This is a genomic window from Methylovirgula ligni (genome assembly GCF_004135935.1).
GTDB lineage: Bacteria > Pseudomonadota > Alphaproteobacteria > Rhizobiales > Beijerinckiaceae > Methylovirgula > Methylovirgula ligni.
Map to the genome: position 1 here is coordinate 2,158,810 of NZ_CP025086.1, position 20,737 is coordinate 2,179,546.

20 protein-coding genes are annotated in these 20,737 nt (G+C 62.2%); 17 read left to right on the forward strand and 3 right to left on the reverse strand.

Going from position 1 to position 20,737, the window contains the following annotated elements; translation table 11 throughout:
* The first annotated feature begins 588 nt into the window (after positions 1-588).
* From CWB41_RS10400 to CWB41_RS10420, 5 genes are all read left to right on the forward strand, one after another.
* A complete protein-coding gene (locus CWB41_RS10400; protein ID WP_115836783.1) occupies positions 589-1,971 on the forward strand; it encodes an N-acetylmuramoyl-L-alanine amidase in 1,383 nt (460 codons plus the stop codon).
* 205 nt (positions 1,972-2,176) lie between these two features.
* Positions 2,177-4,585 carry a penicillin-binding protein 1A gene (locus CWB41_RS10405; protein WP_115836782.1) on the forward strand — a complete coding sequence of 803 codons (2,409 nt, stop codon included), beginning with the start codon at positions 2,177-2,179 and terminating at the stop codon, positions 4,583-4,585.
* Between the two features lie 236 nt (positions 4,586-4,821).
* Positions 4,822-5,953 (forward strand): peptide chain release factor 2 gene (gene prfB, locus CWB41_RS10410; protein ID WP_115836781.1). Its coding sequence is split into 2 segments (ribosomal slippage): positions 4,822-4,890 and positions 4,892-5,953, totalling 1,131 coding nucleotides; the frame shifts between segments, so codons are not numbered across the junction.
* 34 nt (positions 5,954-5,987) lie between these two features.
* Positions 5,988-6,815, forward strand: coding sequence for a rhomboid family intramembrane serine protease (locus tag CWB41_RS10415; RefSeq protein WP_245411289.1), 828 nt, complete (start codon positions 5,988-5,990; stop codon positions 6,813-6,815).
* A 211-nt stretch (positions 6,816-7,026) separates the two neighbouring features.
* Complete coding sequence (locus tag CWB41_RS10420; protein ID WP_115837105.1) at positions 7,027-7,458, forward strand: CBS domain-containing protein; 432 nt, start codon at positions 7,027-7,029, stop codon at positions 7,456-7,458.
* 19 nt (positions 7,459-7,477) lie between these two features.
* On the opposite strand, the gene hisI is transcribed toward CWB41_RS10420, so the two are convergent.
* Positions 7,478-7,903, reverse strand: coding sequence for a phosphoribosyl-AMP cyclohydrolase (gene hisI / locus CWB41_RS10425; RefSeq protein ID WP_115836779.1), 426 nt, complete (start codon positions 7,901-7,903; stop codon positions 7,478-7,480).
* 10 nt (positions 7,904-7,913) lie between these two features.
* Positions 7,914-8,549 carry a GTP cyclohydrolase I FolE gene (gene folE / locus CWB41_RS10430; RefSeq protein WP_115836778.1) on the reverse strand — a complete coding sequence of 212 codons (636 nt, stop codon included), beginning with the start codon at positions 8,547-8,549 and terminating at the stop codon, positions 7,914-7,916.
* A 203-nt stretch (positions 8,550-8,752) separates the two neighbouring features.
* Here folE and CWB41_RS10435 point away from each other — a divergent pair, with 203 nt between their 5' ends.
* The 6 genes from CWB41_RS10435 (at position 8,753) to ppx (ending at position 14,524) form a co-directional block, all read left to right on the forward strand.
* The gene (locus tag CWB41_RS10435) at positions 8,753-9,205 is read left to right on the forward strand and encodes an iron-sulfur cluster assembly scaffold protein (RefSeq protein ID WP_115836777.1); all 453 of its coding nucleotides are present in this window, start codon (positions 8,753-8,755) and stop codon (positions 9,203-9,205) included.
* Complete coding sequence (gene yidD / locus CWB41_RS10440; RefSeq protein WP_115836776.1) at positions 9,195-9,536, forward strand: membrane protein insertion efficiency factor YidD; 342 nt, start codon at positions 9,195-9,197, stop codon at positions 9,534-9,536. The genes CWB41_RS10435 and yidD overlap by 11 nt, the downstream gene beginning before the upstream one ends.
* Positions 9,537-9,660: 124 nt before the next feature.
* Positions 9,661-10,260, forward strand: coding sequence for a nitroreductase family protein (locus tag CWB41_RS10445; protein WP_115837104.1), 600 nt, complete (start codon positions 9,661-9,663; stop codon positions 10,258-10,260).
* A gap of 24 nt (positions 10,261-10,284) precedes the next feature.
* Positions 10,285-10,506: a hypothetical protein gene (locus CWB41_RS10450; protein ID WP_115836775.1), complete on the forward strand. Its 222-nt coding sequence runs from the start codon at positions 10,285-10,287 to the stop codon at positions 10,504-10,506.
* A 296-nt stretch (positions 10,507-10,802) separates the two neighbouring features.
* Positions 10,803-12,962 (forward strand): RNA degradosome polyphosphate kinase, encoded by a 2,160-nt coding sequence (locus CWB41_RS10455; protein WP_115836774.1) that lies wholly within the window; start codon positions 10,803-10,805, stop codon positions 12,960-12,962.
* An 8-nt stretch (positions 12,963-12,970) separates the two neighbouring features.
* Positions 12,971-14,524 (forward strand): exopolyphosphatase, encoded by a 1,554-nt coding sequence (ppx, locus tag CWB41_RS10460; RefSeq protein ID WP_115836773.1) that lies wholly within the window; start codon positions 12,971-12,973, stop codon positions 14,522-14,524.
* 6 nt (positions 14,525-14,530) lie between these two features.
* Here the strand turns inward: ppx and rnd are convergent, their stop codons facing one another.
* On the reverse strand, positions 14,531-15,709 hold the full coding sequence (gene rnd / locus CWB41_RS10465; protein ID WP_115836772.1) for a ribonuclease D: 1,179 nt from the start codon (positions 15,707-15,709) through the stop codon (positions 14,531-14,533).
* A 112-nt stretch (positions 15,710-15,821) separates the two neighbouring features.
* On the opposite strand from rnd, the gene CWB41_RS10470 reads away from it, so the two are divergent.
* The 6 genes from CWB41_RS10470 (at position 15,822) to CWB41_RS10495 (ending at position 20,731) form a co-directional block, all read left to right on the forward strand.
* Positions 15,822-16,391: an invasion associated locus B family protein gene (locus CWB41_RS10470; RefSeq protein WP_165204256.1), complete on the forward strand. Its 570-nt coding sequence runs from the start codon at positions 15,822-15,824 to the stop codon at positions 16,389-16,391.
* Between the two features lie 45 nt (positions 16,392-16,436).
* Positions 16,437-18,251: an aspartate--tRNA ligase gene (gene aspS, locus CWB41_RS10475; protein ID WP_115836770.1), complete on the forward strand. Its 1,815-nt coding sequence runs from the start codon at positions 16,437-16,439 to the stop codon at positions 18,249-18,251.
* A 31-nt stretch (positions 18,252-18,282) separates the two neighbouring features.
* Positions 18,283-19,215, forward strand: a complete 933-nt coding sequence (locus CWB41_RS10480) for a hypothetical protein (protein WP_115836769.1) — start codon at positions 18,283-18,285, stop codon at positions 19,213-19,215.
* Positions 19,216-19,497: 282 nt separating this feature from the next.
* Positions 19,498-20,016 (forward strand): hypothetical protein, encoded by a 519-nt coding sequence (locus CWB41_RS10485; protein ID WP_165204260.1) that lies wholly within the window; start codon positions 19,498-19,500, stop codon positions 20,014-20,016.
* A 186-nt stretch (positions 20,017-20,202) separates the two neighbouring features.
* Complete coding sequence (locus CWB41_RS10490; RefSeq protein WP_115837103.1) at positions 20,203-20,358, forward strand: DUF3309 family protein; 156 nt, start codon at positions 20,203-20,205, stop codon at positions 20,356-20,358.
* Positions 20,359-20,461: 103 nt separating this feature from the next.
* Positions 20,462-20,731 carry a hypothetical protein gene (locus tag CWB41_RS10495; RefSeq protein WP_129396464.1) on the forward strand — a complete coding sequence of 90 codons (270 nt, stop codon included), beginning with the start codon at positions 20,462-20,464 and terminating at the stop codon, positions 20,729-20,731.
* Positions 20,732-20,737 lie beyond the last annotated feature (6 nt).

The following is a 20,737-nucleotide window of genomic DNA, read 5'->3' on the forward strand; positions in this document are numbered from 1 at the left end:
GCGCAAGCGCGCTCGAAGGGCGGTGGGGCGGCGCGGACAGCGCCGAACGCGAAGGTTGAGATTGGAAAAATGAGGCCCGGTCTTTGGGCCGTGGCGTATCAACGCGGCGGGGGCGGCCCGAAGGCCATTCCCGGCGCGGCGCCGGAACGCGAACACCAGCCAGCGCCCAAACTCCGGGGCGCTCGCTGCAAGATGTCATCTTGGTGGTCCGATTAACTCCCCTGGAAGGGCAGACCATGTTTCTCGTTACCTGCGCATCGGCCGCGCTGCCGCGGCCATTGAAAGACTTGGTTCGTATTGCGGGAGGCGGTGGAAACTGCGCCATTCGACGCGCACACCGCCGCCGCGACTTGGGCGGCAAAGCGGGAACCGCATGTTCGAAGCGATTCACGATGCACCGAACACGAACACCCCCTTGTATCGGGTTGTGTTGCCATTTGGCAAGTTTTCTCGATCCTGTTGCCTGTGAGCAACTACCGCCAAGTCATAGTTCTGGCATGGTGAGGCATCGTTAACCGCGGGGTTTCATTCTGAGTCTCACGCGATGGAGACGGCAGGGGGCCGTTCGATCCAAGGTTAACCTTTGCCATGAGACTGATTTCGGCCGGAGTTTTCGGACGCTGCGGAAGGCAGGCGGCGCTCGGCGCGCTGTTGGCGCTGCTCGCGCTCCAACCTCTGGCCGCGCGGAACCGGGGGATCACCGGCCTGCGCCAGGTGGCGCTCGCCGATGCCGGGCCGGCGGCGCGCACGCCAGCCGGGCCGGTCTTTGCCGCGAACGCCCGTCTCGTCAACGGTTCGGAGCGGGCCGAGATCAGCTTCGATCTCTCGGCGCCGGTCACCGCCAGCTCTTTCGTCCTCGCCGCGCCGGACCGGATCGTCGTCGAACTGCCGCAAGTCGAATTCGAGGCCGCGCCATCGGAAAGCGCCCATACGGGCCGCCACCGGCACGCTGCGGCGCAGATACCGGGCGGCCTTGTCGCCTCTTATCGTTTCGGCCTTTTCGCGCCGGGAAAATCCCGCATCGTCATCGATCTGTCGACGCCGGCCCGCGTCCTGCGCGCCATCGCGGTCTCCGGCCCTACCGGCATGCGGCTGGTGGTTTCTCTCGCCAGGGCCGACCGCGCTGCCTTCCTCGCTGCCGCGCGCAGCGCCCTGGCGGCCCAACAGGCCGCCGCTGATTCCCCCGCGCCTGCTGCGGGCGCCGTAGCGACGAGCGATCTGCCGGTCATCATCATCGACCCCGGCCACGGCGGCATCGACAGCGGCGCCATGGTTCACGGGCTGGTCGAGAAGAACATCGTCTTCGATTTCGCCAGAGAGTTGGCCAATAAGCTCCGCGCCAGCGGCCATTACAAGGTGGTCATGACCCGCGACAGCGATGTTTTCATCGCCCTCGGCGACAGGGTGAAAATCGCCCGCGAGGCCGGAGCCTCGCTTTTCGTCTCCATCCACGCCGATACGATTTCCGACGCCGCCGGCGTTTCCGGCGCCACGGTCTACACCTGCTCCGAACATGCCTCGGACGCGGAGGCCGCCCGCACCGCCGAAAAAGAGAACCAGTCGGATGCCGTGGCCGGCGTCGAGAGCAAGGATGAAGACGATGGTGTCTCCAATATTCTATTCGATCTGACGCGCCAGGAGACGCGCACCTACAGCCATGTCTTTGCCCGCACGCTGGTCAATTATTGGCAGGTGGCGGCGCGGCTGAACAAAAATCCCGAGCGCTCCGCCGGCTTCCGCGTGTTGAAGGCAGCGGACGTGCCCTCGGTTCTGATCGAACTCGGCTATTTGTCGAACGCCGCCGACGGCGCCGCGCTCACCTCTCCGAGCTGGCGGGACGCCACCACAGGCCGGGTCGCGGCGGCGATCGACGCCTTTTTCACCGCCAAGGGCAGTCTGCCGGCCAAGGCGACCACCGAGTCGCCGACAGCCGAAGCGCTCGATGCCACGCCGACAGGGCTGGTGAAATGATCGTCCGCTCTGGCCGGGATCGCTTCGCTTCGCTATAGTCCGCCCGCACGGCTTCCGGCGGCCGCGCCCAACTATCAACACAAAAGCACCGCACCACATGCCGGACTGTGCTCCGGCTCGTATCGGCTGGCTTCGCCGCGGAAATTCGCGCCGCGAGGCAAGAGCAGACCGCTTCCCTGGCGGCCCCAGAGGGCTGAATTACAGTATGCGCTATATCGCCCGACTTCTCGGTTTTGCGTTTACGACCTTCGCGATCATTTTCGTCGTTGCAGCGGCAGGGGCGGGCTTGACGGCCTGGAAGTTCGAGCAGGATCTGCCGGATTACACTCAGCTTCAGAATTACGAGCCGCCGGTGACGACGCGCGTCCACGCCGGCGATGGTTCGGTGCTCGCCGAATATTCCAAGCAGCGCCGGCTCTATCTGCCGAGTTCGGCCATTCCGCCGCTCGTCAAAGAAGCCTTCATCTCGGCTGAGGACAAGAATTTCTATCATCACGGCGGCGTCGATTTCGAAGGCATGCTGCGCGCCGCGCTCGTCTTCGTGCAGGGCAACCGGCATGTTCAGGGCGCCTCCACCATCACCCAGCAGGTCGCCAAGAACTTCTTCCTGTCGAGCGAACGTTCGTTCACGCGCAAGATCAGGGAGGCGCTGCTCTCGTTCCGGATCGAGGCGACCTACTCCAAAGAGAAGATCCTCGAACTCTATCTGAACGAGATCTATCTCGGCCTCGGAAATTACGGCGTCGCCGCCGCGGCGCTCAATTATTTCGACAGTTCGGTCAATGAATTGACGGTCGCGCAGGTCGCCTATCTCGCGGCCTTGCCGAAGGGCCCCAACAATTACAATCCCTACACCCAGCGCGAGCGCGCCATCGAGCGCCGCAACTGGGTCATCGATCGCATGGTCGAGAACGGCTACGTCACGCCAGCCGATGGCGCCAAGGCGAAGGCCGAGCCGATCGGCGCCAAACAGCGCGTGCTTTCGCCGAACACCTATGCCGCCGGCTTCTTTGCCGAGGAGGTGCGCCGCGAGCTTCTCGAACGCTATGGCGAAAAGAAGCTCTACGAGGGCGGCCTCTCTGTCCGCGCCACACTCGATCCGCAGACGCAGATGATCGCCCGCCATGCTCTCGCGGATGGGCTTGTGCGCTACGACGAGGCGCGTGGCTTCCACGGCCCGCTGCGCCATATCGAACTCGGCCTCGATTGGGGGCCGCCGCTTGCTGCCATCCCGGCGCTCGGCGATGTCGCCCCCTGGCGGCTCGCGGTCGTCCTCGACGGCGACGACAAGACGCTGCGCATCGGCCTGCAGCCGAAAAAACTGCCGTCCGGCGACATTGAAGCCAAGCGCGACACCGGTCTGCTCTTGCCTGTCGGGTTGAAATGGGCACACCGGCGCGCCCGTCCCGCGCTCACCAATGGCGATGTCGTCTATGTCGAGCCGATCCCTGGCCAGCCCGGGCAATATCGGCTGCGGCAAATTCCGGAGGTCGAAGGCGCCATCGTCGTGATGGATCCGGTGACTGGCCGCGTGCTCGCCATGGTCGGCGGCTTCTCCTTCGATCAATCGGAGTTCAACCGCGCCACGCAAGCGCTGCGTCAGCCCGGCTCTTCGTTCAAGCCCATCGTCTACGCTGCGGCGATCGACAACGGCTACACGCCGTCCTCGATCGAGCTTGACGAGCCGGTCTCGATCGATCAGGGCCCCGGCCTTGGCGTCTGGACGCCGGAAAATTTCGAGGGCAAGTCGAGCGGCCCGCATACGCTGCGCTACGCCATCGAACATTCGATCAACCAGATGACGGTGCGGCTCGCGCGCGATATCGGCATGCCGCTGATCGCCGACTATGCGCGCCGCTTCGGCATCTATGACAACCTGGCGCCTTATCTCTCGAATTCGCTGGGCGCCGGCGAGACGACGCTGATGCGGATGACGACTGCCTATGCGATGCTCTGCAACGGCGGCAAACGGATCAAGGCGACGCTGATCGACCGCATCCAGGACCGCTGGGGCCATACGATCTACCGTCACGACGAGCGCATCTGCCAGAATTGTAACACTACGGCTTGGAACAACCAGGACGAGCCGACGATCATCGACAAGCGCGAGCAGGTGATCGATCCGATGACCGCCTATCAGATCACCTCGATCATGGAGGGCGTCATCGAGCGCGGCACCGGCCAGGCGATCCGTGCCGTCGGCAAGCATCTTGCGGGCAAGACCGGCACGACCAACGATGCCAAAGACCTCTGGTTCGTCGGCTATTCGCCGGACCTGACCGTCGGTGTCTTCATGGGCTACGACCGGCCACGCTCGCTCGGCGATTCCGCTCAGGCGGCGCTCTATACCGCGCCGATCTTCCGCGACTTTATGAAGGTTGCGCTGAGCGACAAGCCCGACGTGCCCTTCCGCGTGCCGCCGGGCATCAAGCTCATTTCGGTCGATCCGAAGACCGGCCTGCGTTCGACGGGGCCGGGAACGATCCTCGAGGCTTTCAAGCCCGGGACCGCGCCGCCGACGACATTCACCTACGGCACGCAGACGCCGACCGTGATGACCGTCGATCCCAATGCCGATCAGAATCTGGGGCAGGGCACGGGCGGCCTTTATTGAGCCGCCCGGCCTCGTTTACTTGACGATCAGCGGTTTGTCCTTGCGCAGTTTCGCCATCGTCGCAGCATTGAGATTGAGATGCTTGCTGACGAGATGCGGCGGGCTCAGTCCCATCACAGGACAGTCGAGCATGTGCGCCTTCGCCTCTTTGACCAAGCGCAAACTGTTTACACGGAGGTCGCAAGCACTTATGTGACGGGGTGAATTGCTGCCATTCCGTGGGGAATTTCCGGATAATGCGTGCCGAAGCCGAAACGCTCACTCAATCGATCAAGCAATCCATGGGGTTGCTGAGGAGGCATCTTTGACGTCGATGCCGCCACGCGCCGGCTTGCGGAACTAAACGCCAAAGTCGAAAATCCTAATTTCTGGAACGATGCCGAAGCCGCGCAGAAAATCATGCGCGAGCGCACCGAGCTTGAGGACAGGCTCAGCGCCGTCGCGCAGTTCGATGCCAATCTCGATGATGCGGTGACGCTCGTTGAACTGGCCGAGGCCGAGAACGATGCCGAGGCCGAGAAGGAAGGCATTGCCCAGCTCAAGAGTCTGAAGCAGGACGTCGAGCGCAGGCAGATCGAGGCGCTGCTGTCCGGCGAGGTCGACCAGAACGACACCTATATCGAAGTTCATTCCGGCGCCGGCGGCACGGAAAGCTGCGACTGGGCGCGGATGCTGTTTCGCATGTATGCGCGCTGGGCCGAGCGGCACAAGTTTAAGGTGGAGATCATCGAAGAGACGGCCGGCGATGAGGCGGGCATCAAATCCGCCACGCTGCTCGTCAAGGGCCACAACGCGCACGGCTGGGCCAAAACGGAATCGGGCGTCCACCGCCTGGTGCGAATCTCGCCCTTCGATTCCAACGCGCGCCGTCACACCAGCTTCGCTTCGGTCTGGGTCTATCCCGTCATCGACGACAGGATCAATATCGACGTGAAGGAATCCGATTGCCGCATCGACACCTATCGTTCGTCGGGCGCTGGCGGCCAGCACGTCAACACGACGGATTCGGCGGTGCGCATCACGCATATTCCGACCGGCATCGTCGTCGCCTGCCAGGGCGAGCGTTCGCAGCACAAGAATCGTGCGACGGCCTGGAACATGCTGCGCGCGCGGCTCTATGAGCGCGAGATGGAAATTCGCGAGGCGGCGGCGAATGCGACGGAGGCGACCAAGACCGATATCGGCTGGGGCCACCAAATTCGCTCTTATGTGCTGCAACCCTATCAGCTCGTGAAGGATTTGCGCACGGGGATCACATCCGGCACGCCGTCCGACGTGCTCGATGGCGACCTTGAGCCCTTCATGGAAGCGGCGCTGGCGCAAAAGGTTTACGGCGGCGGTCCGGCCGAAGTCGAGGACGTGGAATAGGCCGCAAGGCACGCGACAAGGCACGGGGACGCAGGTGCAGCCAGAGCGGCAAAGAATTTTCAACGTCCCCGCGGTGATCGTCGCGCTCGTCGGGCTGCTGCTCGGCGTGCATCTGCTGCGGCAGATTCTGCCGCTTGAGCAGAATATCTGGACGCTCATCCACTTCAGCTTCGTCCCGGGACGATTCACTTACGCCTTCGATCCGGGCCGGATCGCGAAAGTCATCGCGGCGACGCAAAACGCCGATCCGATGCAGGCGGAGATCGACCGCGCTTTTCTCAACGGCGGCACGCCGCTGTGGTGGACGCCGATCACTTATGCCTTGCTTCACGCCAATTGGGCGCATGTCGGCTTCAATGCCCTCTGGCTCGCGGCTTTCGGGGCACCGGTCGCGCGGCGTTTCGGCAATCAGCGCTTCATCGCGTTTTGCATCGGCGGCGCGATCGCCGGCGCCCTGGCGCATTTGCTCACGCATCTCAACGATCTACAGCCGGTCATCGGTGCTTCGGCGATCGACTCGGCGACGATGGCGGCGGCGATCCGCTTCATCTTTCAGCCAGGCGCGCCGCTCGGCGCCAGCCTTGGCTGGGGTGATCCGCGGCAGGAAAGGGCGCCGCATGCGCAGCCTGCGCTGCCGCTATGGGCGGTCTTCACCGACAGCCGGGCAATGACATTCCTGATTTTCTGGTTTGCGACGAATTTTATTTTCGGCCTTGTGTCCGGGCCAGCAAATGTTGGCGGCGGCAGCGTCGCGTGGCAGGCGCATGTCGGCGGATTTCTTTTCGGCCTTCTCGCTTTCTCTCTGTTCGATCCGCCGCAGGCCGCGCCGCACAACGATATTGCTGCGGCTGCAAAGGATTAGCGCCGCGATTCATGTGGCATCGCAAACGCAACCGCTAAATCAATGAAAGCGATTTTCTTTTGAGGAAGCTCCGCCGTTTCAAACGAGCGTTGTAATTATTCTCGCGCGCAGAATTCTTGCATCGATGCTCGGAAGTGTGCATCCTTATCGAAATCGATCGCCACGAAGAGCGATGTTTCAGGGATGCAAATGCGACCCGGAGGAGGTCGAGATGACAATCGCACGAATCCTGACGACGAAGGGCCGTGAGGTCATTACCGCACAGCCGCACAGGACGTTGTTGGAAATTAGCGAGATACTCGCGAGCCGGCGCATCGGCGCTTTGGTGATTGTCGACGCGCAAGGCAAGCTGCTGGGAATTTTGTCGGAGCGCGACATCGTGCGCGCGATCGGCCAGCGTGGCGCCCAGGCTCTGGACGATCCGGCCTCGTCACACATGACGAGCGAGGTCGTCACCATCGCCGAGGAGGAGACTTTGCTCGCGACGATCGAACGGATGAGCCTCGGCCGCTTCCGGCACGTTCCGGTTTTGAAGGACGGCCGGCTGAATGGCCTCATCTCGATCGGCGATGTGGTCAAGTACCGGCTTGCGGAAATGGAGCGCGAGCAGTCGGCGCTGCGCGAATATATCGCGGCGGTCTAGCTTTGCCGTTCGGGCAACGTCAGACCTTGCCGGCGTCCGGTGCGTCGAACGTCAGTTTCGTCGCGCCGGCGCCGAGCGCCACCTTGCGATAGAAGCACGAGCGCCGCCCGGTATGGCAGGCGCCGCCGTCGCCGCCCGGCACAACCTTCATCAACAAGACGTCCTGATCGCAATCGGTGCGGATCTCGACGACCGTCTGCTGTTGGCCGGAGGTGTCGCCCTTGCGCCAGAGGCTCTGGCGCGAGCGCGACCAATAATGGGCGATGCCGGTTTCGAGCGTCAGCCGCAGCGCTTCTGCGTTCATATGCGCGAACATCAGCACCGCGCCGTCCGCCGCGTCGAGCGTGATGCAGCCGATAAGGCCGTCCGCGTCGAAGCGCGGCGTGAACACGCCGCCTTCTTCGAGTTCGGCCTTGCCGCCCGGAGACGGGAAGGGGCCTGACATTGAGGAAGCCTTATCTGCCGCGAACCAGCGTCAGGAAGCGGACCTGTTCGGCCGGATCGTCGCGGAAGACGCCGGTGAACTGATTGGTGATCGTCGAGGCGCCCTGCTTCTGAACGCCGCGCATGGACATGCAGAGATGCTCGGCTTCGAGCATCACCGCCGCGCCGCGCGGACGCAGATGCTTGTCGATGGCGCCGATGATCTGCGCCGTGAGCGCCTCCTGCGTCTGCAGACGGCGGGCATAGATATCGACGAGCCGCGCCAGTTTCGACAGACCGACGACGCCTTCCTCACCGACGTAATAGGCGATATGCGCCTTGCCGATGAACGGCACCATGTGGTGCTCGCAATGCGAAAAGAAGGGGATGTCGCGGACGAGGATCAGGTCGTCGTAACCCTGGACTTCCTCGAAGACGCGCGAGAGAACATCATTCGCATCGTTCTTGTAGCCGGAGAATAATTCTTCGTAGGCTTTGACGACCCGCGTCGGTGTGTCGCGCAGCCCTTCGCGCTCCGGGTCATCGCCAGCCCAGAGCAGCAGCGTCCGCACCGCGGCCTCGGCTTCCTCGCGGGTGGGTCGGTCCGGAGCAGGAGTGATGATTTTCGGCGGCTGGCGTTCGAACAAGGACTTAACCACGTCATCCATGTGGTGCCTCCAATGGCAGAATTTCTGACTTAGGGTTGAACCTCAGGTAAACAAGGTCGTATTCGGCATTCCTGAGGCTGTGTGGCCAGAAAGTCGCCAAATCTTCGGTGTCGAGCCTGATTTCCTCTATAGCACCCCGGTTTCGGGTATACCTATATAGTGTTTGGGACGGCCCGTCATCTAGCCCCGGCCGACGACAGAACATGCTCGACGACGTCTACAATACGAAAATTCTTGAGCTGGCGGCCAACATCCCGCGCCTGGGACGCCTTGACGCGCCGGATGCGACGGCGCGCGCACATTCCAAGCTCTGCGGCTCGACCGTGATCGTCGATCTCAAGATGGAGAAAGGCGAGGTTACGGATTTCGCCCATGACGTGAAAGCCTGCGCCCTCGGCCAGGCTTCGTCCTCGCTTCTGGCCCGGCATGTCATCGGCGCCAGCGGCGCGGAGCTGCGGCAATTGCGCGATGCCATGCGAGCCATGCTGAAGGAAAACGGGCCGCCGCCAAGCGGCAAATGGGCAGAGTTCGCGGTGCTGGAGCCGGTGCGCGATTATAAGGCCCGGCACGCCTCGACCTTGCTGACCTTCGAGGCGACGGTCGATGCCCTCGAACAGATCGAGGCGCGCGAAAAGGCATCCTCCGATGCGGCCTGAGATTGCCGGAGAGACGTTGCGTCTGGCGCCCCGTCGCGTGGCGCATTTGCTCATCCGGGCTTATCAATTGAGTCTGTCGGCCTTCATCGGCCGCTATTGCCGGCATGAACCGACGTGCTCGGCCTATATGGACGAGGCGATCGCCCGGCACGGCCTCTGGTCGGGCGGGGCACTAGGAGCGGCGCGTCTCTGCCGTTGCCACCCGTGGGGCACGTCCGGTTATGATCCGGTGCCGGAAACGATCCTGCCACCAGGCAAGCGGCTCAGGGCTCTCGTGGAGGCTCGTTTCCAGTGCGAACCGGCGGGTGCGCCGTCGCAAAAGCGGCGCTAGTTTGCGTGTGGCCAATTATGTGTCTGGATTGCAGCGCAAACGCCTGTCGCGGGTGCAACAAATCCGCTAAAAGGCGGCCGTGTCCGCGCCTGTCAGCCGGCAGAAATTCGATAAAGGGAATAACGTGAGCAATACCAATTCACGCGTTGCCGACTATCCGGTCGATCCGCAATTTCTGGCCCGGTGGTCGCCCCGCGCCTTCACCGGCGAAAAAATTCCGGAATCGGAATTGCGCAGCCTGTTCGAGGCCGCCCGCTGGGCGCCGTCCTCGTTCAATCTCCAGCCGTGGCGTTTTTTCTATGCCTTGCGCGGCACGCCGGAGTTCGACACCTTCCTCGGTTTGCTGATCGAAGCCAATCAATCCTGGGCGAAGAATGCGGGCGCGCTCGTCATTCTCGCGTCGAAGACGACGGCGCTCTATCCCGGCAGCGACAAGCCGGTGACGACCCGCACGCATTCGTTCGATAGCGGCGCAGCCTGGGCTTATCTTGCACTCGCGGCGCATCAGCGCGGATGGGCGGCTCATGCCATGGGCGGCTTTGATGTCGAGCGCACGACGCCGGTGCTAAACCTGCCGGCGGACTATCGGCCGGAGGCGGCCATCGCCATCGGGCGGCAGGGCGATCCAAGCGTATTGACGGAAAGCCAGCGCAAGCGCGAAGCCCCGAGCGGACGCAACCCGCAGAGCGAATTCACGTTTCAGGGGGGCTTCCCCTCGGCGTAATCAGTCCCATTCCAGGAGAATCCCATGTCCACCAAATTGAACCGGCCGCGCGAAATCATCGAATTCTGTTTGGCGCCCTTAGGCATTTCCGAGAAGAGCGAAGCCTATAAGGAGGCGTTCCGCCGGCTGGAGCATGTCATCAAGACGTTCCAGCTCGCGGCGGCGCGGGAGAAGCAGCCGGTCTCGGTCGATTTCACCCATATCAACACGATTACGATCGACGAGCGCGCCCACGGCGACGAATGACGGCGTGGGCCGGGCTGCTTCAACGTCCGGGCTCTGTCAGAAAATATATTGATTCACAAGGTCTTATGCGGCCTTGAAAACTTGTGAACCATTTCGGCGCGAACTCGAAAGCCGTGCCGAAGTCATGGTAACGTCATCAGGGGGAGGCAGCGTCGCCGGGCCAAGCAAAGGAGAATACCGTGCCGTCCAAGGGCGATGAACTGAGATCTGCCGAAAACGAGCCGCCGGTGGAAGTTCCGCCGCCCGTCGATCCGGCTCTTGCCGGGGAATCATCCCCAGCCGCCTCGATCCCGATCATGGACGATCTCTCCAAGGTCTCCGGCCCGCATCCGGACCTCATCCATTCGCCCGAGCGCTTCATCAACCGCGAATTGTCGTGGCTCGAATTCAACCGCCGCGTTTTGCAGGAGGCCTCCAACCGCAACCATCCCTTGCTGGAGCAATTGCGGTTCCTCTCGATCTCGGCCAACAACCTCGATGAATTCTTCATGGTCCGGGTCGCGGGCCTGCGCGGCCAGGTGCGTGCCGGTGTCTCGACGCCGTCCGAGGATGGGCTGACGCCAGCCGAGCAATTGGTAAAAATCCGCGAGCGGGTTGGCCTGCTCGCCGCCGAGCAGCAGCGCCGCTGGGGCGAATTGCGCAAGGAGCTGAAGACGAATGCCGTCATCCTGCTCGATGCGCAGGATGTCGACGCGACGGATGTTGCCTGGCTCGAGCAATATTTCCTGCAGCACATCTTCCCGCTGCTGACGCCGCTGGCGGTCGATCCGGCGCATCCGTTTCCGTTCATTCCCAATCTCGGATTCACGATCGCGCTGGAACTCGTCGAGCCGCGCGAAAACCGCCATCTCAAGGCGCTGATCCGTCTGCCGATCAAGGCGGACCGCTTCGTGCAACTGCCGCCGGACGGCAGCGCCCAGCGTTTCATCGCGATCGAAACACTGGTGAGCATGTTCACCCAGTCGCTGTTCCCCGGCTATCTTGTGCGCGGGTCCGGCGTGTTCCGTGTCATTCGCGACAGCGATATCGAGATCGAGGAAGAGGCCGAGGATCTGGTGCTCCTGTTCCAGTCCGCTTTGAAGCGCCGCCGCCGCGGCTCTGTCATCCGGCTCGAAGTCGACGCGCATATGCCCGAGCAATTGCGCAATTTCGTCTCTGAGGAGCTCGATGTCGCGGGCGATGAGATTTTCGTCCTCGACGGTATGCTGGCGCAGAACGACCTTTCGGTGCTGATCGGTGTCGATCGGCCGGACCTGAAGTTCAAGCCTTACAACGCGCGGTTTCCCGAACGCGTGCGCGACAATGGCGGCGATTGCTTTGTCGCCATCAAGCAGAAGGACCTCGTCGTCCATCACCCCTACGAATCCTTCGACGTCGTTGTGCAATTCCTGAAGCAGGCGGCGGCGGACCCCTCGGTCGTTGCGATCAAGCAAACGCTCTATCGCACCTCGGCGGACAGTCCGATCGTCCGCGCCCTGATCGAAGCGGCGGAGGCCGGCAAATCCGTCACCGCGCTGGTCGAATTGAAGGCGCGCTTTGACGAGGAGGCCAATATCCGCTGGGCGCTCGATCTCGAGCGCGCGGGCGCGCAGGTCGTCTTCGGCTTCATTGCGCTCAAGACGCATGCCAAGCTCTCGATGGTCGTGCGGCGCGAGGGCGCCGGGCTCGTCACGTATTGCCATCTCGGCACCGGCAATTATCATCCGGTGACGGCGCGGATTTACACGGACATTTCCTTCTTCACGGCCGACCCCGCGATCGCCAGCGATGTCTCGCGTATCTTCAATTACATCACCGGCTATGCCGAACCGGCGCAGTTGGAGCGCATGTCGATCTCGCCGATCAATTTGAAGAAGCGGCTGCTCGACCATATCGCTAAGGAAGCCGACCTCGCCCGCGCGGGCAAACCGGCGGCGATCTGGGCCAAGTGCAACGCCCTCGTCGATCCCGAGATCATCGACGCGCTCTATGCGGCGAGCCAGGCGGGTGTGCAGATCGATTGCATCGTCCGTGGCATCTGCTGCCTGCGGCCGGGCGTGCCGGGCCTGTCCGAGAACATTCGCGTCAAGTCGATCATCGGCCGCTTTCTCGAACATGCGCGCGTCTACGCCTTCGGCTGCGGCCACGGCCTGCCGCATGCCAAGGCGGCGGTTTATATTTCCTCCGCCGATCTCATGCCGCGCAATCTCGACCGCCGCGTCGAGGCGCTGGTGCCAATCACCAATCCCACCTGCCACAGTCAGGTGCTCGATCAGATCATGATCGCCAATCTCCTCGACAACCAGCAGAGCTATCGGGTGTTGCCGGACGGCTCCAGTTCGCGCATCAACGCGGGCAAGAACGAGCCCTTCAACGCGCATTCCTATTTCATGACCAATCCGAGCCTTTCGGGCCGTGGCCGGTCGTTGCAGGAATCGGCACCGAAGACTCTGCTGAAGCGGTTGGAGGGCCGGTGAACCTGTTGATGCCCAAATTATTTACGCCGACACCGCTGCGCCCGGAGGTGAAAGGGCCGGTCGCCGTTGTCGATATCGGCTCGAATTCGGTGCGCCTCGTCGCCTATGATGGGCTGACGCGGGCGCCGACGCCGATCTTCAACGAGAAGGCCCTGTGCGGCCTGGGCAACGGTGTTGCCAAGACGGGCGAACTTTCGCCCGCCAGCGTGGCCAAGGCGCTCGCCGCCCTGCGGCGCTACCGGACGCTTATCAAGATCATGGATGTGCAGCAGGTCTATGCTTTCGCGACCGCCGCCGCGCGCGACGCCACGAACGGGCCTGCCTTCGTCGCCGAGGCGAGTGCTGCCGTCGGCGCGCCGGTCAGCTTGCTCTCCGGCCGCCGCGAAGCAGAGCTTTCGGCTTTGGGCGTCATCTCCGGCTTTCACGAGCCGGACGGCATCGTCGCCGACCTCGGCGGCGGTTCGCTCGAACTCATCGAGATCAAGGGCACCAAAATCGGCAAGGGCGTCACGCTGCCGCTCGGCGGCCTTTCGCTCATGGATGCGTCCAACCAGTCGCTGCGCAATGCGGCAAAGATCGCGCAGGAACAGCTGGAGGCGGCCAAGCTGCTGACGCGCCTGCGCGGCCGCACGCTTTATGCCGTCGGCGGCACCTGGCGCGCGCTCGCCAAGCTGCATATGCGCCAGCGCAATTATCTGCTGAGCATCATGCATGGCTACAATATTCCCGCACGGGAGGCTGCGGACTTTGGCGGCCTTGTCGAGCGCGTCAATGCCGAGGCGCTGGTCGCTGTCGAGGCGGTGACGCCCGCCCGGCGTCCGCTGCTCGCCTATGGTGCCATCGTCCTTGACGAGATCATCCGCAAGGCAATGCCGAAGCAGGTGACCATTTCCGCCTCGGGTGTGCGCGAGGGGCTTCTCTATGAGCAATTGTCGAGCGCCGAGCAGCGACTCGATCCGCTCATCTTCAGCGCGCAGATGTTCAACGATGCCTATTCGCGCTCGCCGCGTCATGCCGAGGATCTGCGGCACTGGACGGACGGCTTCATGGATTCGTTGCGGCTTGAGGAAAGCCCGGAGGACAAACGGCTCCGTCACGCGGCCTGCCTGCTCGCCGACGTCAACTGGCGCGCCCATCCGGACTATCGCAGCGAGCAGAGCCTCAACATTGTCGTCAACGGCGCGTTCACCGGCATTGACCATCCCGGCCGCTGCTTCCTCGCGCTTACCATGTCCTATCGCTATCTCGGGCTCGATGCCGATGTGAATCCGCAGATTCGCGCGCATCTCTCGCCGCGTCTGCTCGACCGCGCGCGTCTGCTCGCCGGCGCGATGCGCATCGCCTATGTCATCTCGGCCGGAATCGCGGATGTCCTGCCGCGCACGCCGCTTCTCGCAGCCAAGGGCAAGCTCGTCCTCACCTTGCCGCCCGACCTCGCCGATCTCGTCAGCGAGCGGCTGAGCAATCGCCTCAAGCAGCTCACGAAACTTGTCGGCCGCGAGCCGGCGATCCAGATCGGCGCCAATGCCAAGGCGGGCAATGGCACGGCCGAGTCGGCCTAGACTGAATTACCGCGCCGCCGCGGCCGCGCTCTCCGGCGTGTCCTGCCATTCGAGCGTGACGACCTTGCCTTTTTCGAGCGTCAGCGCCAGGCGGCCGTCGATCAGTTCGAGCGCCTTTGCGCCGAAAATCTCGTAGCGCCAGCCTGTCAGCGCCGGAATTTTAGCGCGCGGCGTGGCGGCCAGAGTTTCAAGGTCTTCGACTGTGGCGATCATTTTCGCGGCGACGTCATGCGCCTCGCTGACCTGACGCAGCAGGACTTTCAAGAGCTCGACCGTCGCGCCATTGCCGTTGCGCCGCTCGCGTTCGATCTTCGGCAAGGTTTTCGGGTCGCGGGCGAGGCCGCGCTGGATAGCGGCGAGAATATCGGTGCCGGCACGCGAGCGCTCCATACCGCGCGGGAAGGCGCGCAGATTGCTGAGCTCGTCCGCCGTCCGCGGCGCCGCAGCGGCGACCTCGATCAATATATCGTCCTTCAGCACGCGGCCGCGCGGCACGTCACGGCTCTGGGCTTCCGCCTCGCGCCAGGCGGCAAGCTCCATCAGCACGGCGAGGTCGCGCGGGCGCCGCGCCCGGCCGCGAAACCGCTCCCAGGCCCGCTCCGGATGCTGCTCATAGACGTCGGGAGACGTGAGCTGTGCCATTTCGTCGTCGAGCCAGGACAGCCGTCCGGTCGATTCGAGCCGCTTGTGCAGCGCCAGGTAGATATCGCGCAGATAGGTCACGTCAGCGATGGCGTAAGTGACCTGCGCCTCCGACAAGGGGCGCCGCGACCAGTCGGTAAAGCGCGAGGATTTGTCGAGCGCCACCTTGCAGACCGCCTGGACGAGTTCGCCATAGGCGATCTGGTCGCCGTAGCCGCAGACCATCGCGGCGACCTGCGTGTCGAACAGCGGCGCCGGGATCAGGCGGGCGAGATTCCAAATGATCTCAATGTCTTGCCGGGCGGCATGAAAGACCTTGACGATCTTCGGGTCTGCCATCAAGGCAAAAACCGGAGAAAGATCAATGCCTTCGGCAAGGGCGTCGACGGCGATCGCTTCTTCGGGCGAGGCCAGCTGCACGACGCAGAGCTGGGGCCAGAACGTCGTTTCCCGCAGGAATTCCGTGTCGACTGTGATGAAAGGGTGGGATGCCAGGCGGCGGGAGGCGTCCGCCAGGTCGCGATTCGTCGTAATCAAGCTCATTTCAGTCTGATACTGGAAAGGCGCGCCGGCTTCCAGCCTTTGGGCGGGCTATCGATCCGCCATTTTCTCGTATATGGAAGGCGCCGCCCAACCCTCGGAGCGCCCGGTTCCCATGTCCGTCAGAGTTCTCTTTCCCGCTTGCCTCCTGATCGCCGGCCTGACCGCGCCTGTCTGGGCGGAAACGGCAAATCCGCCGCCCGACGCGGCCAAGCCGGAAAAGCACGAGAAATTAGAATTACGTCCTGGCGTGACCTCGAAGGGCTATGGCTCCTGGTCCTTGCGTTGCGAGGCCGGGCACACGGAGGGAGCGGCGCGGACCTGCGAGGTTTCCGAGACAGTTGAGACGGAAAGCGGCAAGCCCGTCGCCAAGATTTCGGTCGGCCGTCACAATCCGAGCGATCCCTTGAGCATTATTGTGATCCTGCCGACCAATGTGTCCTTTCCGAGCACCGTGCATATCCGGACGGACAATGACGACAAATGGGGCCTGGAGCTCGAATGGCAGCGCTGCATTCCGGGCGCCTGCATCGCTTCGGCCGATTTGAGCCCCGCCACGGTCGCGCATTGGAGCAATCTCGACACCGCCGGAAAAATCGTCTTCCGTGACGCGGCAGGTGATGAGGTCGGCTTGCCGATGAGCCTGCGTGGCTTCGGCAATGCCTATGAAGCGTTCAACAAATAGAGGTTTAGCGCGACGCTGAGCGTGGCGCTTTCGACGTGGCAGGACATGCATCGTTATCGTACCCACACGTGCGGCGACCTGCGCGAGGCGCAGGCCAATGCCGAAATCAGACTCGCCGGCTGGTGCCACCGCATCCGCGACCACGGCGGCGTTCTCTTCATTGATCTGCGCGATCATTACGGGATCACGCAATGCGTCGTCGATCCTGATTCCCCGGCCTTTTCGCTGGCCGAAACCCTGCGCTCGGAATGGGTGGTACGCATCGACGGCATCGTGCGCAAGCGCCCGGCGGGGACCGAGAATCCGGAAATGCCGACGGGCTTCATCGAAGTCTATGTGACGGCCATCGAGGTTCTGGGCGCGGCCGCGGAACTGCCGCTGCCGGTCTTCGGCGATCAGCAATACCCCGAGGACATGCGGCTCAAATATCGCTTCCTCGATCTGCGCCGCGACAAGCTTCACAAGAACATCATGCTGCGCGGACGGATCATCGACAGCCTGCGCGCGCGGATGAAGGCGCAGGGCTTTTTCGAATTCCAGACGCCGATTCTCACCGCCTCGAGTCCCGAGGGCGCGCGCGACTTCCTCGTGCCCTCGCGGCTGCATCCCGGCAAGTTCTACGCGTTGCCGCAGGCGCCGCAGCAGTTCAAGCAATTGCTCATGGTTGCGGGCTTCGACCGCTACTTCCAGATCGCGCCCTGTTTTCGCGATGAAGATGCACGTGCCGACCGCAGCCCCGGCGAATTCTATCAGCTCGATATCGAGATGAGCTTCGTCACGCAGGAAGATGTCTTCACGTCTGTCGAGCCGGTGCTGCGCGGCATTTTCGAGGAATTCGGCGAGGGCAAGCCGGTCACGCAGAAATTCCCGCTGATCCCCTATGCCGAGGCGTTGCTGAAATACGGCTCGGACAAGCCGGATCTGCGCAATCCGCTCGTTATCGTCGATGTGACGGCGGAATTTGCCCGCGACGACGTGACATTCAACGCGTTCAAGAATGTCATCAAGGCCGGCGGCATCGTGCGCGCGATTCCCGCACCGGGGGCGGGCGCGCAGCCACGCTCGTTCTTCGACAAGCTCAATGACTGGGCGCGCGGTGAAGGCGCGCCGGGCCTCGGCTATGTCGTCTTTGAGGGAGCAGAGGGCACGCTCTCGGGCAAGGGGCCGATCGCGAAGTTCCTGCCGGCCGAAGTGCAGCAGGCGATCGCCGCCAAGGCCGGAATCAGCGCGGGCGATGCGGTGTTCTTCGTCTGCGATCAGGAGGCAAAGGCGGCCAAGCTCGCCGGCGCCGCGCGGCTGAAGATCGGCAACGAACTCGATCTGTCGAAGAAGGATGTTTTCGAGTTCTGCTGGATCGTCGATTTTCCCATGTACGAGTGGAACGACGAGGACAAGAAGATCGATTTCTCGCACAATCCCTTCTCGATGCCGAACTTCGAGCACGATGCGTTCGTCGCGCTCGATCCGGCGGACCAGGCGACGATCCTCGGGATCAAGGCATTCCAGTACGACATCGTCTGCAACGGCATCGAATTGTCCTCCGGCGCGATCCGTAATCACCGCCCCGACATTATGAAAAAGGCCTTCGCGCTCGCCGGTTATGGCGAGGATGTGCTGGAGCAGAAATTCGGCGGCATGTACCGCGCGTTCCAATATGGCGCGCCGCCGCATGGCGGCATCGCACCGGGCGTCGATCGCATCGTCATGCTGCTTGCGGGCGAGGAGAACCTGCGCGAGATCGTGCCTTTCCCGATGAACCAGCGGGCGGAAGACCTGCTGATGGGCGCACCCTCGCAGGTCACGGCCAAGCAATTGCGCGAGCTGCATATCCGGCTGAATTTGCCGGAATCGAAAGGCTGAGCAGAAAGCAAATCTTGGGGGCGAGTAGGCTATGAGAATTGTCTATTTCGTCTCGAGCACTCATCGATACGACGAAGCGATCTATTTCGGAGTCGGGCCAAAATTCGGCGCTGCATACGGTTGGGAAGTTCAGTCAATCCGCGGCATTGCATCTTGCTTGTGCGATGTCGGCATCATCGATAATCGCCTCGAACCGCTCGATGTCATTGCGCTCGAGAGCTTTCTTGCGCTACCCCCACGCAGCCGCTTTCCGATTTTCTTTCGCATCAGCGATCCGGATATGCCGGTGTCAAAAAAGCCGGGCGTCAAATTCATTTTCGCATGCGGGGATCGCGATGGCGTGCATTTCGCCACGACCTATGATCCGGAAGGTCCATTCAAGGATTATGTTGCAGGCCTGAAGCACTCACGGATAGTGAATCTGCCTTATCCTTATGAGACCGCGCGCGAGGTCGAGATCGATCTTACGCAGCGCCGCCGCCGTGTTTTTCTCTCTGGCGCAAGCGATGAGCAGCTCTATCCGTTGCGCCAGTTGTTGCGGCGCAAATGTCGGCATAATCCGTTGCTGCGGATTGCCACTCATGATCTGCATCATCCAGGCTACCCAGATTCAGGCGCACGATTGAAACATTCTGTTGTGCGCGAGAAGTTTGTCGGTTACGCCGCCGCATACACGCATTTCTTTTTGTGCCCGACGCGCTATGAGAGCGAGCTCGCCAAATATCTTGAATGTGCGTACGCTGGATCTGTGCCGATCGGACTGCCACCAAAATCACTGGCGGCCGATGTGAAGAACTGCTTTCTGACCTGGCGCGGCACCACGTGGGAAATTGTTCATGCCCTTGCAAGCGATCTTGACGGCATGCAGCTTCTAGCCTCTCAATATCGCACCGTGCTGCGTAAGGTGCGGGAACCTGCTTCTTTGGTAAGAAACCTCCAAAAACAGATCGCCGCATCGCTTTAGTTTATATGATTTTAGCACTTGTTTTTGACGGGGTGGCGAATGGTTGCGTTTGCTACATTCTTTCAAGGCAAAATGACGGGCGTCGAGATCACTTGTATCCAATCGTTTTTGGATCACGGTCACGACATCGAAATTTTCGCTTATGATAATTGCGGCGCGCCTTCGCATTTCAAAGTTATCGATGCGGCGCGAATTCTGAAAAGGCGGAACCTGTTTTATTATAAATCAGGTCCCGGACGCGGCAGCGTTGCTGGTTTCACCAATCGCTTTCGCTATGCGCTGATGGCCGTCGCTGACGTTTGCTGGGTCGATAGCGACGTGATCTGTCTCAGTAAAGACTGGCCAGATTTGCGAACGCCGATCTGCGCCGCCTGGGAGGACAGCGAACGAGTCGGCAATGCGGTTCTGCGGATGGTGCCGAGTCTTGCGGCGGAAGCACGCGATCTGGCCGCGGCAATGGGCACCGACTTGAAATGGGGGCAGGCCGGCCCGGAGCTCATGACGCAGATCGTGCGCAGCAACAATCTTTCCGCGGATGTGCTCGCAAGGCCCGCCTTCTACCCAATTCACTATGGCGAATGGGCGAAAGTCTTCGCGCCCGACGCCAAGGAGGAAATCTGCGCGGCGACGCGATCGTCCCATGCACTGCACCTCTGGAACGAAATGGGCCGCCGCGAGAAATTCGATAAGACGCGGCTTCCTGATCGAAACTCCTATTTCGGCGCGCTTGTCGAGTGTCATCAGACGATGAAATATTTTCGGGTAGAGCGGCAGCAGGTGTACCGTAATGCTTTCAGCTGACGAGATTTCCTCTCGTATGGTTTTAGGGGTGCTGCAAAGTTTTGAGCTGGATTCGGCATTCATTTCCCGCGCAGCGAGACAGCTAGCCTTTGTGCGAATCCAGCGCGTCGCAATTGGCGGGGAACCTTGGGACAAGATTCGCAGTTAGCCTCGCCCGAGCAAGAGACGGTTCGGGTGGAGGTAAAAATGCTTTCGACAATTCTCATCATCATTCTGATATTGCTTTTGATCGGCGGCTTGCCGACCTGGCCGTATTCCTCTGGCTGGGGCTATTATCCCTCCGGCGGACTTGGGCTCATTCTCATCATCATCATCGTCCTGGTTGCGCTCGGACGAATCTAGCGCCGCAGCGGACGCGGCGGGGTCATTTGCCATCGGAACCGAATTCCGCAAGCGCCGTTGCCGCAGGGGCCGCCCAAGCGGTCTCTCAACGAGGGAGAGGACGATGAAAACGATAGGTAAGTTCGCGCTTGCCGCGAGCGCGATCCTGTGGATGTCCGCGGCTATGGCGCAGGACGACGACGATACGAGAACGACGACGACGCACACCGAGCATTACGATTCGCATCCGGGTGGTGCTTACGTCGGCGTGCCGGGTGTCGTTGGTGTTCACGTCGGGCCGGGCGGCCCGGGCACCGGCTGTGAAACCCACAGCAAGACCGTCCAGGACGAGGACACGGGCGAGTCCCACACCCACACTGTTACGCACTGCTAAAAGCAG

Coding starts and splice junctions, on each gene's coding strand:
- hisI (WP_115836779.1), bottom strand. CDS start 7,903: ATGTCAGGCCCCTTCCCGTCTCCGGGCGGCAAGGCCGAACTCGAAGAA.
- CWB41_RS10400 (WP_115836783.1), top strand. CDS start 589: ATGAGACTGATTTCGGCCGGAGTTTTCGGACGCTGCGGAAGGCAGGCG.
- CWB41_RS10450 (WP_115836775.1), top strand. CDS start 10,285: ATGTCCACCAAATTGAACCGGCCGCGCGAAATCATCGAATTCTGTTTG.
- folE (WP_115836778.1), bottom strand. CDS start 8,549: ATGGATGACGTGGTTAAGTCCTTGTTCGAACGCCAGCCGCCGAAAATC.
- rnd (WP_115836772.1), bottom strand. CDS start 15,709: ATGAGCTTGATTACGACGAATCGCGACCTGGCGGACGCCTCCCGCCGC.
- CWB41_RS10490 (WP_115837103.1), top strand. CDS start 20,203: ATGCTTTCGACAATTCTCATCATCATTCTGATATTGCTTTTGATCGGC.
- CWB41_RS10420 (WP_115837105.1), top strand. CDS start 7,027: ATGACAATCGCACGAATCCTGACGACGAAGGGCCGTGAGGTCATTACC.
- yidD (WP_115836776.1), top strand. CDS start 9,195: ATGCGGCCTGAGATTGCCGGAGAGACGTTGCGTCTGGCGCCCCGTCGC.
- CWB41_RS10485 (WP_165204260.1), top strand. CDS start 19,498: ATGGCCGTCGCTGACGTTTGCTGGGTCGATAGCGACGTGATCTGTCTC.
- CWB41_RS10455 (WP_115836774.1), top strand. CDS start 10,803: ATGGACGATCTCTCCAAGGTCTCCGGCCCGCATCCGGACCTCATCCAT.
- CWB41_RS10480 (WP_115836769.1), top strand. CDS start 18,283: ATGAGAATTGTCTATTTCGTCTCGAGCACTCATCGATACGACGAAGCG.
- aspS (WP_115836770.1), top strand. CDS start 16,437: ATGCATCGTTATCGTACCCACACGTGCGGCGACCTGCGCGAGGCGCAG.
- CWB41_RS10435 (WP_115836777.1), top strand. CDS start 8,753: ATGCTCGACGACGTCTACAATACGAAAATTCTTGAGCTGGCGGCCAAC.
- ppx (WP_115836773.1), top strand. CDS start 12,971: ATGCCCAAATTATTTACGCCGACACCGCTGCGCCCGGAGGTGAAAGGG.
- CWB41_RS10405 (WP_115836782.1), top strand. CDS start 2,177: ATGCGCTATATCGCCCGACTTCTCGGTTTTGCGTTTACGACCTTCGCG.
- CWB41_RS10495 (WP_129396464.1), top strand. CDS start 20,462: ATGAAAACGATAGGTAAGTTCGCGCTTGCCGCGAGCGCGATCCTGTGG.
- CWB41_RS10470 (WP_165204256.1), top strand. CDS start 15,822: ATGTCCGTCAGAGTTCTCTTTCCCGCTTGCCTCCTGATCGCCGGCCTG.